Origin of the sequence: Paenibacillus ottowii (genome assembly GCF_050516475.1) — a bacterium.
In the GTDB taxonomy this organism is placed as follows: Bacteria; Bacillota; Bacilli; order Paenibacillales; family Paenibacillaceae; genus Paenibacillus; species Paenibacillus ottowii.
The window spans coordinates 1,497,463-1,513,773 of the sequence record NZ_CP191577.1; the positions used below are offsets into that span (position 1 = coordinate 1,497,463).

The following is a 16,311-nucleotide window of genomic DNA, read 5'->3' on the forward strand; positions in this document are numbered from 1 at the left end:
AGCAAGCAAGCCTCCACCTTTCTGGAGACTTGCTTTTCTGCTTTAGATCACAGCTCTCTACGTTTTATTTGATCCCCTTTTCCTTCACGTAAGCTTCCCACTGTTTTGTATATTCGGTTTGAATTTTCTCTAAGCCAGCTTGGTTCGCTTTTTGCAAAAAGGTCTCAAGGCCTTGATCAACGTTGTCGATCAGTCCAGCTTGAAGTGGATACAGATACTGCTTCTCCACCTGTTCCAATGCTGCTTTTTCTGCTTGGTAGGTCGTATAGTCCTCTGCAAAGCCGGTAAACAGATCAGGCTTCTGAATTTTATCCAGCTCAGCAAATATCTTCTTTACACGGTCAAAACCTGAATCAAACAGCATGTATTCCGGATTACGCCAAGCCCAGCTGTTCATGCCTTCCCGTGAAAATCCATTCGTGCTACCGCTACCTATCATATGATAGTAACCATCTTTGACTTCATAGTTTTTACCTTCAATACCATATTGCGTAAGCAGGTTATAGCGTTTGTCTGTCACCAGCTTTTCATAAAAGGCCAATGCGCGGGCTGGGTTCGGACTGCTTTTTGGAATTGCAAAGCCGTTATGAATCGGATGCACCGGAGTTGCATAGCCCGTTGTCAGCGGGAATGGATAGTACTCGAGCTTCCAGTCCGGGTGGGATGCTTTGAGCTTAATGACCATATCATTAAAGCGGGTTGGATTGTCGCCGAAAATACTCGCTGCTTTCCCAGAAGTGACTTGATCCTGAAGCGTATCTTTTACGTTTAACACGTTTTTAGGAATAAATCCCTTATCAGCCCAACGTTTGTAAGTATTCAGCTCTTCTTTTTGTTCATCTGAGCCCCAATATTTATACACCTCTGTTGGTTTTTCATATTTGATGCCAATGCCATAAGGCAAAGCACCGATACTCTTCGTTACTAGTTCGGTATATCGATCATGCAGATTTCCCTTGATATCACTGTTCAAAGATACGGTTTTCATACCCGGCTCATGCTGGCGTATCCCATCCATATAAGCCTCGTAACTTTTGATATCGGTCGGTTTAGGCAAATTGTACTTTTCACGTAAATCTTCACGCCATACAAAACCGTTTGTGACATATTCTTTGTACGTGCCAGGCACGGTATAAATTTTGCCTCCAATTTTAACCCCATCCCACATATCCTGTGGTACAAATTTTTGCAAGGCAGGTGCAGCCTTAGGCAGCAGATCGTCTAGCGGCAGGAATGCGCCCTTCTTGGCATAGGCCTGATACTGCGTCCAATCCGCAGTGAAGATCAGGTCAATAGGCTGGCCCGAAGACAATAACAGCTTATATTTTTGATCCCAGTCTGTCCACGTCGTATAGTTAAATTTGACGGTGGCATTCAAATCTTTTTCCGCCAACTTATTGATCTCTGCCTCAATGGTAGGCAGGTCCTTAGGCGCATCACCCAGCATATAAAATTGCAGCTGAACTTTCTGGGATTTATCATCCTCTCCATTTGCTTTTTGTGCGCTGTTTCCGCTACCTCCTCCACATCCGGCTAAGAGTGCCATGATAACCATGACTGCAATCAGGATGGACATGCGTTGTTTTCTTTTCTTTGTAAATGTCATGTGAATCCTCCCTTTGAAATGGTAGTCTGTCTCAAATAAAACGCTTACAAAAAGTGATGCTTGGATGGCACAATGTCAGCACATCATGCCATCTTAGCTTTTAAGTGCCGATTATCCTTTTACCGCACCAATCGTCAGCCCCTTGACAAAGTAACGCTGAATGAACGGATACAGTAGTAAAATGGGACCCGTAACCACGATCGCCATTGCCATTTTAGTCGACTCTGTCGGCATATCGTTGGACAGGGACACACCGGTGCCTGCACCCATCTGAGCAATAAATTGCATAGAGTTAATTACATTATACAGATAGTATTGTAACTGGTATTTATGCGGGTCATTAATAAAGAGTGAGGATGAAAACCAGTCATTCCAGTAGGCCAAGGCCAGAAACAGTCCGACAGTAGCAATACCCGGGGTAGATAAAGGCAGTACAATTCGATAGTAAATTTTAAAATCACCCGCACCGTCTATTTTAGCGGACTCGAACAGCTCTTCCGGCATAGAGGAACGAATGAAGTTTTTCATCAAAATGATCAAAAACGGAGTCATTAATCCTGGGAAAATCAACACCGTATACGTATCTAACAACCCTAAATACTTCGTCAGCATAATGTACCAAGGTACCAATCCGCCTCCGAACAACGTTGTAAAGTAAATATAAAATGAGAATGCATTGCGATATTTAAAATCTTTACGCGCCAGCACATATCCGGCCATCGTCATCAGGAACAGGCCCAGCGTCGTCCCTACAACTGTGGTAAAAATCGTCACCCCGTACGCCCTTAACACCTCTTCAGGAAAGGTGAACACCGTCCGGTATCCTTCCAGCGAGAATTGCTGTGGAATAAAGTGATAGCCGTCCCTGATAATCGATTCATTACTGGTTAGTGAAGCCGAAATAATAAGTAGGAACGGGAGTAAACAAGCAATGGATGCCACGATGATAATCACATAGGAAATGATTTTAAAAAGTCGAGTGTATACATCCTCTTTGATCGCCATCCGTTGGGTCCTCCTTTCTAGAATAAGGCATATTCGTCGTTCAGCTTGCGAATGATATAGTTCACGGTCATGATCAGTACAAATCCGAACAAGGATTGATACACGCCTGCGGCCGAAGCCATACCCACATCAAAAGTTACTTTCAAGGAACGATACACATAAGTGTCCAAAATATCTGTCGTATTGTACAGCACACCATTGTTACCGATCAATTGATAGAACAGATCAAATTGTCCTTTCATAATACTACCCAGTGCAAATAGCAACAGTACAACGAAGGTGGACTTGAGCATAGGAACGGTAATGTACCAGATTCGTTGAAAAATGTTAGCTCCGTCTATTTTAGCTGCCTCATAATATTCGTCACTGATCCCTGTGATCGCTGCCAGGTAGATTACCATACTGTAACCGAGATTTTTCCACAAATAGAACAGGATAATCAGGAAAATCCATACCCATGGTTTGTTATACACATCCACACGTTCACCACCAAATTGCACGAGCATCGTGTTCAGAAAACCATTATCATAATTAAATATGTTATACACGATCACACTTAGAATAACGAAAGAAACAAAATATGGCAGGAACATCACAGATTGAGTGATCTTTTTAAAGTAGCGGCCCCGCAATTCATTCAGCAAAATAGCGAGGACAATCGCTAACACGTTGCCGAGTAAGATAAACGCCGCGTTATATCCAACCGTGTTTAATGTCAATTTTGTCAACGTGCCGGATTGCCATAAAAAGCGAAAATTTTGGAGTCCGACGAACTGGGCTTCAAAAAGGCTGGTATTAAAGTCGAACTGGGTAAATGCATAATAAATGCCGACCATAGGAATGTACGAATTTATGAAGAAGAAAATTAAAGTGGGCAACAACATCAGAAATAATACTCGATTGCGGATCAGTTCATAGAAAAAACCGTGTTTCCTGCCTGTTCCCAGCCTACCGTTCAAGCCGGAATCCGTCGCAAGCATTGCAGAATTTTTGGGCATAGGCTGATTCAATGTGAGTCACTCCCCCTCTATATACATTACCGACCGCTAGGTTTGTAGCACCGCCGCCGTATGACTATATATTATGTAAGCGCATTCAAAATGAAAAGTGAAGCCTCTCGTGCTTCATGAACAAAGGAGTGTCCAGAGGAGTGAACAATTCGGATATTTGTGAAGTTTTGTGTGATATGAGGCGTCTGTTCGACGCCTTAAGCCCATTCATAAGCATATTGGGGCAATCTAATCTGCCCTACTCCTTTTGCCCACCCTGAAAAGTGGTTTCATCCTGTTTCACCCGAACTCCAGTTTTCTTGGCCTGCTCAAGCAGCTCGGCGGCATTATCCTGCGGCTTATATCCGATTCGTTCTTCCAAGTAGCCAATGTCATAATAATTATCCGTATTGGCTGACGTACCGTATAAATTAAGATAACTCATCTCCGAACGCGCTTCGATACAACAGACGGTCAGATGGAGCATATCGCGCTCAGAGATCCAAATATGGGCAGCACGCTCCGAATGCGGCCGATCATCCCCAGGAAAATTACCGATGCGGATATTTATTGAAGATATTTTGCCCTGATCGGCATACAGCCGGCCTAGCAGCTCGATGTAGCACTTACTCAGTCCATAAAAACTGTCTGGTCGGTAAGGATCTTCTACATCGATGGCTTCGCCTACTTTATAAAACCCTGTGGCATGATTGGAACTGGCAAAAATAATGCGTTTCACCCCATTTTGGACCGCAGCTTCATACAGCTTATACGCTCCGCTTACATTGCCAGACAGCACTTTGCCAAGGAAATCCCCTTCATCCTTAATCCATGCAAAATGCAATACTGTATCCACTCCACGTGTAAGCTCAGCCAGTCGTACAGCATCTTGTATATCCAGTTCCACAATTCCCGCTTCTTCATCCTTCCTCACATCAGCCGCGATGATTTCATATTTTTCTTCCGCTTTTAGCCCTTCATAGAGTACTTTCCCAATGGTACCCGCCGCTCCTGTAATCAATATTTTGCGTCTCATTATCCGTTTCTCCTTACTTTATTGGGTTTCATAGTGTCATTCCTATTTTTAACCAACTCCAAAGGAGGGAAACCTCTTTAACAAGACCGCTGGCTGCCTTGTTAAGCTTTTAACGATCTGACTTGATTACTCAACCGGAGCTATGAGTTCCTGCTCCTGCGGATCAGAAATTTTACGGTCATAATCACGAATACGGAAGGTAAGCGGCTGAGGATATTGCTTATCCAAAGTATAGTAGAAGAAGCTGGTATCGTTTTTTTCCTGTGATTTATACACATGTACTTCGTTTGACCAATCATATCCTTCTTTGAGCTCGTGTTCGTCATAATTGCCGTCGATAAAAATGGGATCAAGAGAAAGCGTTCGGTGTTTTTGCCCGTTATGGGAAAGCTTTAGTCCAAGCACCTGAGCTTGGCCTCCCGCAGCAATCCCTGTTTTTACAATAGAGACAGTATCATCCGGACTTGAAATAATTTGCTTTTTATTCATATCAACAACTAGGGTCGACTTGGCTTTTTCTATCCCGCGGATTCCTGAAGTCTTGAAGCGGATCGATTGTATCTGCAGATCCTCCGCACCTTCATAATCTTTGAATAGTGCCGTAATCCGGCCATCAGAACTGTTAAACGTCGGCATCAGGAGTGAGGAAAAAAAGTATTCCTTCCCGGATTTCGATGTAATCACCAGGCTTGGTTCCACCAGCCCATGAATATCAAATGTATTCCGCTCATCATAACGATAAACGAGACTAATCCCGGCCGGGGACACCACTGCCTTTTCCACATCAACCTTCTGACCAGCAATGTCCATCGTTTTATGGATGCTGAATACGCGATCGTTAGATACCAGCGATTGAGAGGCAAGCTCAAAGTTGAGGCTAAAACGGCTGCTATTTGGGATTTTACCATAAAGAACAGTCGGGTCCTTAAACGCAAAACTAACGGGATTTTTAGGGAGCTTGATATCCGTCTGCAAATTCCTGTTTCGTGTAGGAGTCAAGGTCGCATTCAATTGCAATTTCAGCCAATCCGCTTTCTTTGCCACATAAAACTCCATGATCCCATAACTAGTGCCGGGTTCAAACTGGTGAAGTGCTCCCGACATCTTTCCCGTGCGTGTTCCATGAATGGAAGATACGTTGATCCTAGTAAAACTGGCGGAGGCTGGCTTTGAACGGTCCACTAAGGCAAAATCGTTCAAATCGACGGGTTTGGTGCCTTTATTTTCAAAGCTGAAAAGCAAGGCTATTCGATCACTTCCGGCATAAAAACCGTTGATAGTGAGTTTGCAGTTCCCCTGTTCCTGAGCAATCTGTAGCGGCTGGACTGCATTGAGCTCAAAAGCGCTACGTACACCGGGCTCCTTGTCCGTCAGCATGCGGAAACCGCTGAATTCCTTAGAATCCAATGAAACCACTTGGGCATCAAAATGAGCGTTCGACGGACCTGAAGGCGCCCAGGCTCCATGATGAAAGACAAATATGGCTCCGGTCACGACTGCCGCTCCCAACGCGGCTGTTCCCAGCCACCATCCTTTTTTGTTTCGTCCCTTCTCTTTTCGCTGTCCTTCAGCAATCCCTCGTGAAATTGCAAAGTCCAGGACGCAGTCGTCTATTCTTTTTTCCGCAATTTTCATTTCATGACTGGTCGTCATTAATAAACTTTCTTCTTCACGCATGGTTAAGTCCTCCCTCTTCAATCCCCATTTTGCGTCTCAACTGCTTTAATCCCTGGTACACCCAACTTTTTATCGTTCCCTCCGGCTTTCCGAGAATAAGTGCAATGTCGGGTACCGTCATATCGTGCATATATTTCAGAATCAGAACATGCCTATGTTTGGGCTTCAGTTTGGCGAGCGCATTTTGCACATCAAGCATGCTGTCGCTCACCATTTCATTCGTTTTGATATCTATGTAACCGTCCGTCAAAACGAGCCTTTTCCGCCGCCTCTGTTCATCTATACAGACATTAATGAGGATACGGGTCACCCAGAAATCGAAACTTTTTGCATCCTTTACATGCTTGCGCTTCACCCACGCCCTGCAGGTCGTCTCCTGTACCGCTTCAACTGCATCTGCCTGATTTCGCAAGTAACTATATGCGATACCAAACAGCCTTCTTTTTTGCGCTGATATTTTCTGAAAAAACAACTCTTCCTCCACTGCTGTACTGCCCCCATTTCCAATGTACTGCATGTTAAACCTTGAACCCGTCCCGTCACCCCAGGATTTGTTCTTTAGTTACGAATAAGACGAGGCTCACGGTCAAATCGTTTTATTGGAATTTGCGAACCTTGAATTCACAAGTCAGCCGCACACCTTCTACCAGCATAAAAAAGGGACCCTGCCGCCTGTGCAGGGTCCTGCTTCTCTTATTACTATGTTTAAGCTTGCTGTACTACCCTCACTCTGCGATTAACCAGATAAATGCTAAAGCCGATTAATATCAGACCGACCAGCAGAAAAGCCGTAATCGATTCGTGAAGCAGCATAGAACTGACAAATACCGAAATTACCGGTACCAAAAACGTATAGGAAGCGACCTTGCTTGCATCTCCCGAATTGACGAGTGTGAAATACAGCAGCCAGGATAGTGAAATTCCCAGTACAGTCCCGAATACCAGCCCTGACATATATGGAACATTCCACACGATGTCTGACCAGCTTTCCGTTACTGAACCAGCTCCCGTTAACACAATGCCTCCAAGTGTACATTGAAATGCGACCAGCCACAACGAATCCACGCGCTGGTTAACCTTTTTCACATATACGGTTCCCAACGCCCAGCTCACTGCTGTAATAATAGCGATGATTACACCTGCAATAGCCACATGTCCTGAAAACCCTCCGACACTGACAGCTGCAACGCCCAGAAATCCAATGATCAATCCAATCACTTTGAGTTTGGACATGGCTTCCCCCAGCCACATCCATGCAAAAATGCCGACCAGCACCGGCTGAAGGTATACCAGCACAGAGAACAAGCCAGATGGAACATACATCAGCCCCACGGTTTGCAAACCATAAAACAGGACTACGTTAAAAATACCTGAAATAGCATACACTCGCCAATTTTCTTTCCAGCGAATGCGACTCCATCTCGGTGCTAAAATCGCTCCCAATAGCAGACCACCCAACAGTGTGCGTAGCCCTGCAAACAAAAGGGGCGGCGTGTATTCCAGTGCAACTTTATAGATGGGCCAAGAAATGCCCCACAATACAACCAGTAGCGCGATCATCATTATTCGCTTGGCTGTCGTTAACTCTCCCATGATACTCTCGCTCCTCTATGAAAAAAATCACTAGACTTAATATATTACGCCTACAGGGTAACTTTATCAACAGAGGAATCCAAACATTTGCCTATGTTACAATGTATCCAATAGATAAAGCTATAAGGATAGGAGGTTCTGTACTTGATTTATTTCATCAAATTTCTATACAGCTTCGTGCTTCCTCCCGGTTTGTTTATCCTCGTGATGGCAGGGCTTGTAATCTGGCTATGGAAACGGGCACGTAAACCTGCTGTCGTACTGCTCCTTGTTACATTGCTGCTGTATGTATCATCAACCAATTTGGCTGGAGATTTGTTAATCCGTAGTCTGGAAAAGCAGTATCCACAGCCCCGTACCGTTCAAGGTGATGTTATTGTCGTACTGGGGGGCGGAGCTACAGAGGGAACTCCCGACATCAATGGACAAGGTAATCTGCTGGGGTCCGCGGCCAACCGACTGCTCACTGCAGCCAGACTGCATCAAGCAACAGGTCTACCTATCCTTTTTTCCGGTGGACAAGTGTTTGGAGACAGTGGTAATGAAGCCAATATTGCGCAAAGGCAGCTGTTAGGACTTGGTATTCCAGCAAAGGACATCTTCATTGAAAACCGTTCCTTGAATACACAGCAAAATGCCGTATATACCTCGCAAATTTTAAAACAGCACCAGTTCACAAAACCTATCCTGGTGACCTCCGCATTCCATATGCCACGTGCTGCCCTGGAATTTCAGCGTGCAGGTATGCAAGCGACAGCTTATCCAACCGACTATCTGGCAAGTGAAAAGCTGTCACTATATGCCGCCAAGCTCTCTCCTTCGGCTGGGGCCATATCTACCACCGGGACAGCCCTCAAGGAGTATTTAGGAATTTTGGCATTAAAGCTGAAATAATGTGATACACTGGTGTAAAATGGATACCACACAAACAAGCGTCTTGCGCTCACAGCTATAAGCTAGTAAGCGATCAAGACGCTTGATTTACCATTACATATTCTCCAGCTAGAAAATCTCTGATACTTGTTCTTCCGATATAACCTTAAAGCCTTCCCTTTTTAACAAGGCAGAGGTTACCCCGTTGCCTGCGATTTTTCGGTTTTCGAATGCCCCATTATAGATCGCTGCTGACCCGCAGGACGGACTGTTTTCTTTTAAAACAATAAGTGACGCGTTAACCTCTCTGGCTATATGCAAAGCTTCATGCGCACCTCTAATGTACATATCACTGACATCCTTGCCTGAAAACTCGATCACCTTGGCTGTGCCCCTCAGCACGTCTTCTCCAGTCCCTCCAACGATCTCCGCAGGCTCTCTCGGCGTCATAAACCCCCCCAGCAGCTCAGGACAGATCGTCATTGCCTTCTTTTCCTCTACCAACTTCTGAATATGTACATCCAAGCTATCCGTCCCGTTGTATCGAACCTTCATGCCTGCCAAACATGAACTTACCAGAATCATTAGTTCCACCTCATATCCATCACTATTAAGTAAATTAAAGTATAAACGAGTTTTATCATAGCGTCATCATACGAAATGGCTTCTGACATTTTGAATTTTTTATGGATTGGAGGCAGCTCAAGAAAGATATCCCGCAATTTGTTACAAAGCTGTTTTTGGAGTACAGGCACGGATGGGCACCTGCCTACATACAATAAACAGACCGCAAGCCCGATAAGTAACAAAGGTCGTAAGTTTGCAACTACCTCAGGAGGTGTCATCCGTGCCCGGACTATTTAGTGCTATCGCTCTGTTCATCAAGGAATTGACGCTACTCGTTTCCTACGTGAAAAACAACGCCTTTCCGCAGCCATTGACTGAGAAAGAGGAAGCTCGACACCTAAAGCTGTTTGCCGAAGGCAACGCACATTCCCGTAACACACTTATTGAACATAACCTAAGGCTGGTGGCCCATATTGTAAAAAAATTCGATAACACCGGCGAAGATTTGGAGGATCTTATATCCATCGGCACCATTGGATTGATCAAGGCTATCGAAAGCTTTCAGACCGGAAAAGGAACAAAACTGGCAACATTTGCAGCCCGTTGTATAGAAAACGAGATCCTGATGCATTTAAGGTCCCTGAAAAAAACACGTAAAGACGTGTCTCTCCACGATCCTATAGGGACTGACAAGGAAGGCAACGAGATTACTTTAATTGATATCCTCGGCTCCGAGGCGGACGATATTGTAGACAAGGTACAGCTCAAAATCGAGAAGAGTAAAATCTATCGCAATCTGGATATTTTAGACGAGCGTGAAAAAGAAGTCGTGATTGGCCGATTCGGCTTGGAAGCAGGAGGAGAAGAACGAACACAGCGGGAAATTGCACGAGAACTAGGAATTTCCCGCTCGTATGTGTCACGAATTGAAAAGCGTGCATTGATGAAGTTGTACCATGAATTTTACAAGCAGAAGGGATAATGAATAAACAGATCTCTACCTAGAACTCTAGACTATTTGGAGGCCCTATACAGGGCCTTTTTTCATGATTTGAATTTCAATTTGCTTTCCTTTTTTCTTAAATAAGTACTAACTTTTTTCTAAATATGACAATGGAAGTGGGGAATAGACTATCGTATCTCCATCCTCATCTCGTTTTAAAATAATAGCGAACTCAGCACCATTACTCTCATCGCCTCTTGGCAACGGGAAGATCATAGCGGGACAACGCAACTCATAATTATAAGGAAATTCTTTTCGAAAATCCTCTAAAGCATAATTCAGAATTGCATCTATTTTATCAGTAAGCACATGAAATCCACCTATTACAAAATCATTGGATTCTTGGGAAGCGGTATACTTCTCAAATAATTTGGTTTTGTATTCCTCAACAGTATTAAAACAAACTTCCCAATCCAAAGGAAATACGCCATCTGCTAAATAATAGGAGTATATTTTCATATTCCATCCATTCTCCTTCTCGCACCTAAAATAGTTATTTATATTGTTTCTCTCAACCTTTTTCGATATAAATTAGCCTAGCCTTTGGAATGAGCTTGTTAAAGACCCGAAAATAGCACCCTTTTCTTATTTCCTCCTATGTCGTTTAAAGTTTTAATTAGTAGGTTCTTATTCCGTCCATTGCTAGTATAGTTCATAAAATAACCGGTTGCTATTATAATGGTTAGCCACTCATATATGATTTTTTAATTAAGGAATACATTCAAAACCCAGACAGTTATTCGTTTTCCATGGAACCTGTAGTTATACCTGAAGATAATGTTTCAACGAATGGAGATACCAAAAATACCTTTCCGAAAAATGTTTTAATCGATAATAATCTCTATTGGGAGAGCAGCTTAAGTGGTAAAGGTGGAGAAATCATCTTCAAATTAGATACAGGAAAAACGATCAATGATATCCTCTTAGCCCAGCCATCTTCTCGCGCTTTTATACTTTCGTTTTCATTTCATGGCTCGAATGACGGAGAAAACTGGTATAGGTTAGGACAAGTCGAGGCTTTGCCAAGCACTGCAAAAATAACCTATCAGTTTAGTAATGAAATTCCTTTTTCATATTATAAAATAGCTGTACTATCCTCTGGATTGAATAATACAACCACCTATTATGGTATCCGATACATTCAACTAAGAACCGCGCTAATCAATGGTGTTCCTGCCTACAGAGCATCCAATATAAATCCCGCTATTGCGGAATAAGCCAGTACAAAATACAAAAAGGGGGCTGAATGACGCCCCCCTAATTTTGGTTATTTCATTTGAAGCATATTATAAATCATCTCAGCCGCTTCCGCACGCGTAACTTGCTGTTTGGCACGGAAGCTGCCATCTGGATATCCTTGTACTAAATTAATCTCGGTTAGGCCAAGTACATCCTTCCTGGCCCACTCTACAATTTGAGAGGAATCTGAGTATACACTGCTTTCTTGCTGTGGTGTAGCCTTGATAATGTTATTCACCATTTTAGCGGCCTGCTCCCGGTTTATGACCCGATCTGGACTAAACACTTTGCTGCTAAAACCTCGGGCAACTTGATCCTTAATTGCTGTTTTGAGGAGGTCCACGTACCACGCTGATAGATCAATATCCTCGAAGCCTAGAATCACATCTATTTCGAGCGGTAATTTTAGAGAACGAACAAGCATCGAAGTGAATTCCATACGTGTTACGGGCCTGTTCGGTTCAAAAAGCATGCTGGATGTTCCCTTCACTATGCCCAAGTCGGCAAGCGCATTTATTTTCTCTCTATTAAATACCCGTTCGATGTCACTAAAATGATTTGGCTTTGTCTCGTTTGTTGGTTCTTGAAGGAACTTTGTTTCTGTTTCTGTCGGCTCCTCTACAACAGCCTGAATCGGTTTTATACTTCCCGCGCCTCCTGCTCCACCACTTATGTCCACAGTATTCCCGGTAGTTTTACCGCTCGCAGCTTTTGCCTCTGTACGTTTTCTTTGGCTATTTTCAGCCCAAAGTCGAACGGTATACAATTGCTTCTCTCTCAACTGTCTCCAGCTAAAAGCTCGATCCTTACCACGATATAATTCAGTTCCATTTTCACTAGTAAGAACAAAAATATCATTTTTATGTTCTGACTCCCAATGGACGATAAATTCATTATTCGTTGTTTCTGTCTTCGAAAACGCAAACGCTGGAGACGGTAGCGTCTCGACCTCACCTTCTGCCCGCTTACCTTCACCGCTTGTGTTCACTGGCTTCACAGTAATACGATACAATGTAGAACTATCTAATCCGTCTACTTTAAACTCTTGAGTAGTCGTATGACCGATAAGCACCTCGTCTTTGTAGATATTATAAGCATCTGCACCTGGGGCTTCTTGCCACGTAATAAGCAGATCGGTATCCGTTACGCTTTTCACAACCAACCTATGATTTGGTATTTGACCTGGCAATGTACGATACGTAAATGGAGCTATGTCACCTTCTCCCGTAGTATTCATGGCCTGTATACCAAACGAGTAAATTATACCAGGCTGAAAATCTGAAAGTATGATATGAGCTTTTCTAGTGTCAAAAACTTCCCCTGTATCTTTGCGGATTACAGCATATTGGGTAGCGCTCTTGATTACATCCCAGGTCAGCGAAATCTGTCCATTCCCAAGTTCCGTAACTTTGATATTCTGTACTTGGGGGGAAAGTGTCAGCAGTTCACCTGACGTTGGTGGACTGTAACCACTGCTGTTCCCACTGCTCACTTGAAAATCGTAGTTTTTCCCACCTTTTAAACCAGATACAACTATCCGTGGTTCCGTACTATAATAATTTTGACCGTTGATTGTTACCTTATAGTGAGTTGCCCCATCAGCTGGGGTCCATATCAATGTGGCATCATGCTCGCGAACATCTACAGCTGCAAGTTGTACAGCCAAATCAGGTAGCGTTAATACGTTGATAGATGTATCATGACCCGTACCACTTCGATTATAAGCTCTAATTTTAATATTGGCAGACCTGCCTGCTGGCAAGCCTTCAAAAGTGTAAAAATGGATACCCCGCGGAATCTGCATGTTTGGTTCATCGTTAACATTCAAGATGTACCCTTCAGCCCCCGGCACATCTTGCCAGACAACACCAACAGAATATACATCCTTTGTTACACTTGAAAGTGTAGTTACCTGAGCTGGTAATGTTATAACGCCGAGATGAGCATAATCTCCAAATCCTGTTGTATTTTCGGCAGATATACGATAGTTATAATCCGTTCCCGCCTGAAGCTCAGTATCGGTGAATTCTGTATACACATCGTTATAAACCGAAACCTCGTCTCGCTCTAGGGCGTAGTAGGTGGCAGTGATTACAGAATTCCACTTCAAGTCGATTCCATTTTCTTTTACGGTTACATTTCGGAATCCGCTTGGACTGTCTGGTAGACTTAAAAAAGATACATGTTTTGCTGCCCCCTCTCCCGTGTCGTTTATAGCGGATACAGAAACTTCGTAATACTTACCAGGCTTCATGCCCTTAATTGAGTTATACACATCCTGTGTAACCGTATCCTTATATATGATTTCTCCCGTGCTTGCGTCCGCTGCTGTAATGCTATATTTATTAGCTGAAAAAACTGGCGTAAAGTCGGCCATGAGTTCTGCTGAATAACGAGAGACAGGTCGTAACTGGACCTGATCAGGGGCATCAGGTAACGTTAATACACGGATTCGATTAGAATATGCATTGCCTCCTACATGATTACTGCAACGCAGTTCATACTCATATTCCCGACCTCCTTGTAGCCCTGTATCTGTAAAAGAGTTTGTCGGATGGTTAACATCCCAAACCTCATTTGTTGTTAGATTCCGAACTGTATAGACATAACCATCGTTAAGACCGGAGGGTAGAGTCCATTGCAAATCAACCTCTGTATTGCGTACAGCAATCGCCGACAAAACAACCGACTGCGGTTGCTTTTGAATACGAAGTACACTGCTGACCGTTTCATACATGTTTCCTGCCTGGTCTTTCACCTTCGCATGGACATACCATTCACCTTCATTTGAAAGATCCAGCTCGACTATTGGTCCGGCTGCAGCCTCCCAGTTTTCGGGTGAATCAGGGCTGTTCGTAATTTTATACTGCATTGTCGATGGTTCAATCCCCGAGTGCTGGTCGGCGTATCGTATCCTCACGTCAATATGGGTATCTTTCCATTCACGCGAGTTAGGTGTCAGTTGGATGCTCGGCCGTTCCAAATCGATATAAGTTTTTGCAGTCACCGGAACGCTTCGATTTCCAGCTGCATCTACAGCTTGAGCAGTTACTTCTACAATCCCCGAACTATTTAATATTCCCGATGAACCCAGCACATAAGCGTCAGAACCCAATTGATATTCATAATGTACGGCTGTAGTATCCGTTGCACCTGAGAGCGTAAATTGTACTGGTTTATTGATATATCGGGTAGGATTCGTTACCTCAGAAAACGTAACTTTCGGAGGGGTTGGTTTGGTACGATCAATCATGATTGATTGAGTCACAACGGGACTAGACACCTCAAAATTATTGATCGTCCGCGCTGATAGTTCATAACTCCCTTCTGCATTTAATGTAAAAGTGCCATTGTATGTCAGCCACTCCCCTGTTGGACTCAAACGATACTGCGTCATCTTAATTCCATTTGTAGAGTCACTTCCTGACTCAATGGAAATATTCACATCACGGTTCGTTGGGCCCGTTTCGCTAGCCTGTATAACAGGAGCCGTCGGCCCCTTTTTATCAATCGTGACTTCCTTCCTTACCTCTCGGCTCACATTACCGACGCTATCGATGGAACGAGCATAAATCGTGCTTTTGCCATCCTGGTTCACATGAAACACTCCACCGTATTCCCGCCAATCCTGATTTACAACGCCAGTCAACCGAAATTGAGTATGGGCTAGTCCAGAATAATCGTCTGCACCCGGTTGTAATGAAATGGTATATTCATTACTGTTTCCTATTGCGTCTATGTTGGGGGGAGTGGGTGGCATCCTGTCGATCCGTACATTCGCGGAAGAAAGACCACTATACTGATTATTCACGTCCGCTGTTCGGGCATAAATTGTATTTATACCATGATCATAGACAGTGAAGGACCCGGTATATTGCTGAAATGCTCCTCCATTCAGGCTATATTCATAATACTTTAGCCCTTCGGGAGCTACATCCCCATTGATCCACACGGTTACAGGCTCTCTGGTCCACCCTGTAACCGTCTGCCCCTCTGCACCTGCATGAATCTGGGGTGGTTTAGGCATCAAGTCTAATTTGGGAATAATGCGGATTCCAAACCTGGATATTTCATTACTTGTCTGTTGGTTAGTTCCCAACGCTCTGAAATAGCGAACATCCCTTAATGTAATTGAGTCGGTGATATCTATCCATTTTCCCTGGTAATCGCTATTGGCATAGAACTTCGTTACATTAGTCCATGTATATAAATTCGTACCGTTAGGTCTCCAACTGTCACCTGCAGCAGCGTTAGATGTATATATATCGGTATGATAAGACCCTTCAATGTAAACAAAAATCCTGTAATCCGAAGCCTTAATAGATCTTCCAATATCAATAAAACGATTTGTCGGCTGTGTAGTCCCATCACATTTATACCTTGCCGAACCCGTGCCAGTGTATACTTCCGTTGCTCCTATCCCACTTCCTGACCAAGAGCCCCAACTGTCGCCCCCACCCGGCAAATTGTTTTGGCAAAAAGGACCTCCCATGATTTCTTGGGTAGCAGCTGATACCCTTTGCGGGAATATGGGAATGGTCATCAATAAGAGGAGTAAAGCCAGAACTCCATACACCCATTTGCCGTGCTTTCTAACCTTTCGTTTATTTTTTCGATACATACACTTCTCCTTTCTTTATTTTATTTTCAATAGTTTACGTACTCGCTTGGGCTAAAATAGAAAAAGCACCTCAAACGAAGGCAATAATGCCTAAGTTTGAGG

The 16,311-nt window shown here is 43.7% G+C and carries 13 protein-coding genes; 3 read left to right on the forward strand and 10 right to left on the reverse strand.

The window, feature by feature from the left end:
• Positions 1–64: 64 nt before the first annotated feature.
• The 7 genes from ACQQ6X_RS07010 to ACQQ6X_RS07040 all read right to left on the reverse strand — a co-directional run bounded on the left by ACQQ6X_RS07010 (position 65) and on the right by ACQQ6X_RS07040 (position 7,906).
• Positions 65–1,606 (reverse strand): extracellular solute-binding protein, encoded by a 1,542-nt coding sequence (locus tag ACQQ6X_RS07010; protein ID WP_063210035.1) that lies wholly within the window; start codon positions 1,604–1,606, stop codon positions 65–67.
• 111 nt (positions 1,607–1,717) lie between these two features.
• Positions 1,718–2,611 carry a carbohydrate ABC transporter permease gene (locus tag ACQQ6X_RS07015; RefSeq protein WP_016821652.1) on the reverse strand — a complete coding sequence of 298 codons (894 nt, stop codon included), beginning with the start codon at positions 2,609–2,611 and terminating at the stop codon, positions 1,718–1,720.
• 17 nt (positions 2,612–2,628) lie between these two features.
• Positions 2,629–3,621, reverse strand: coding sequence for an ABC transporter permease (locus tag ACQQ6X_RS07020; RefSeq protein ID WP_305164727.1), 993 nt, complete (start codon positions 3,619–3,621; stop codon positions 2,629–2,631).
• Positions 3,622–3,859: 238 nt separating this feature from the next.
• Positions 3,860–4,636 (reverse strand): NAD-dependent epimerase/dehydratase family protein, encoded by a 777-nt coding sequence (locus ACQQ6X_RS07025; RefSeq protein WP_305164728.1) that lies wholly within the window; start codon positions 4,634–4,636, stop codon positions 3,860–3,862.
• 126 nt (positions 4,637–4,762) lie between these two features.
• On the reverse strand, positions 4,763–6,313 hold the full coding sequence (locus ACQQ6X_RS07030) for a hypothetical protein (protein WP_305164729.1): 1,551 nt from the start codon (positions 6,311–6,313) through the stop codon (positions 4,763–4,765).
• The gene (locus ACQQ6X_RS07035; RefSeq protein ID WP_305164730.1) at positions 6,306–6,830 is read right to left on the reverse strand and encodes a sigma-70 family RNA polymerase sigma factor; all 525 of its coding nucleotides are present in this window, start codon (positions 6,828–6,830) and stop codon (positions 6,306–6,308) included. The genes ACQQ6X_RS07030 and ACQQ6X_RS07035 overlap by 8 nt, the downstream gene beginning before the upstream one ends.
• Before the next feature lie 188 nt (positions 6,831–7,018).
• Positions 7,019–7,906, reverse strand: a complete 888-nt coding sequence (locus ACQQ6X_RS07040; RefSeq protein WP_305164731.1) for a DMT family transporter — start codon at positions 7,904–7,906, stop codon at positions 7,019–7,021.
• 144 nt (positions 7,907–8,050) lie between these two features.
• On the opposite strand from ACQQ6X_RS07040, the gene ACQQ6X_RS07045 reads away from it, so the two are divergent.
• The gene (locus ACQQ6X_RS07045) at positions 8,051–8,800 is read left to right on the forward strand and encodes a YdcF family protein (protein ID WP_305164732.1); all 750 of its coding nucleotides are present in this window, start codon (positions 8,051–8,053) and stop codon (positions 8,798–8,800) included.
• Positions 8,801–8,908: 108 nt separating this feature from the next.
• Here the strand turns inward: ACQQ6X_RS07045 and ACQQ6X_RS07050 are convergent, their stop codons facing one another.
• A complete protein-coding gene (locus ACQQ6X_RS07050; RefSeq protein WP_305164733.1) occupies positions 8,909–9,364 on the reverse strand; it encodes a DUF523 domain-containing protein in 456 nt (151 codons plus the stop codon).
• Between the two features lie 262 nt (positions 9,365–9,626).
• Here ACQQ6X_RS07050 and sigK point away from each other — a divergent pair, with 262 nt between their 5' ends.
• Positions 9,627–10,328, forward strand: coding sequence for an RNA polymerase sporulation sigma factor SigK (gene sigK / locus ACQQ6X_RS07055; protein WP_013372224.1), 702 nt, complete (start codon positions 9,627–9,629; stop codon positions 10,326–10,328).
• Positions 10,329–10,436: 108 nt separating this feature from the next.
• Here the strand turns inward: sigK and ACQQ6X_RS07060 are convergent, their stop codons facing one another.
• Positions 10,437–10,808 (reverse strand): hypothetical protein, encoded by a 372-nt coding sequence (locus tag ACQQ6X_RS07060; protein WP_264215992.1) that lies wholly within the window; start codon positions 10,806–10,808, stop codon positions 10,437–10,439.
• Positions 10,809–11,098: 290 nt separating this feature from the next.
• Between ACQQ6X_RS07060 and ACQQ6X_RS07065 the strand changes: the two genes are divergently transcribed.
• Positions 11,099–11,566, forward strand: coding sequence for a discoidin domain-containing protein (locus ACQQ6X_RS07065; RefSeq protein WP_305164734.1), 468 nt, complete (start codon positions 11,099–11,101; stop codon positions 11,564–11,566).
• Between the two features lie 50 nt (positions 11,567–11,616).
• On the opposite strand, the gene ACQQ6X_RS07070 is transcribed toward ACQQ6X_RS07065, so the two are convergent.
• On the reverse strand, positions 11,617–16,209 hold the full coding sequence (locus tag ACQQ6X_RS07070; RefSeq protein WP_305164735.1) for a fibronectin type III domain-containing protein: 4,593 nt from the start codon (positions 16,207–16,209) through the stop codon (positions 11,617–11,619).
• Positions 16,210–16,311 lie beyond the last annotated feature (102 nt).

Excerpts from the sequence above, each read along its gene's own strand:
- ACQQ6X_RS07010 (WP_063210035.1), bottom strand. The coding sequence starts at position 1,606 with ATGACATTTACAAAGAAAAGAAAACAACGCATGTCCATCCTGATTGCA.
- ACQQ6X_RS07015 (WP_016821652.1), bottom strand. The coding sequence starts at position 2,611 with ATGGCGATCAAAGAGGATGTATACACTCGACTTTTTAAAATCATTTCC.
- ACQQ6X_RS07025 (WP_305164728.1), bottom strand. The coding sequence starts at position 4,636 with ATGAGACGCAAAATATTGATTACAGGAGCGGCGGGTACCATTGGGAAA.
- ACQQ6X_RS07030 (WP_305164729.1), bottom strand. The coding sequence starts at position 6,313 with ATGCGTGAAGAAGAAAGTTTATTAATGACGACCAGTCATGAAATGAAA.
- ACQQ6X_RS07035 (WP_305164730.1), bottom strand. The coding sequence starts at position 6,830 with ATGCAGTACATTGGAAATGGGGGCAGTACAGCAGTGGAGGAAGAGTTG.
- ACQQ6X_RS07040 (WP_305164731.1), bottom strand. The coding sequence starts at position 7,906 with ATGGGAGAGTTAACGACAGCCAAGCGAATAATGATGATCGCGCTACTG.
- ACQQ6X_RS07050 (WP_305164733.1), bottom strand. The coding sequence starts at position 9,364 with ATGATTCTGGTAAGTTCATGTTTGGCAGGCATGAAGGTTCGATACAAC.
- ACQQ6X_RS07060 (WP_264215992.1), bottom strand. The coding sequence starts at position 10,808 with ATGAAAATATACTCCTATTATTTAGCAGATGGCGTATTTCCTTTGGAT.
- ACQQ6X_RS07065 (WP_305164734.1), top strand. The coding sequence starts at position 11,099 with ATGGAACCTGTAGTTATACCTGAAGATAATGTTTCAACGAATGGAGAT.
- ACQQ6X_RS07070 (WP_305164735.1), bottom strand. The coding sequence starts at position 16,209 with ATGTATCGAAAAAATAAACGAAAGGTTAGAAAGCACGGCAAATGGGTG.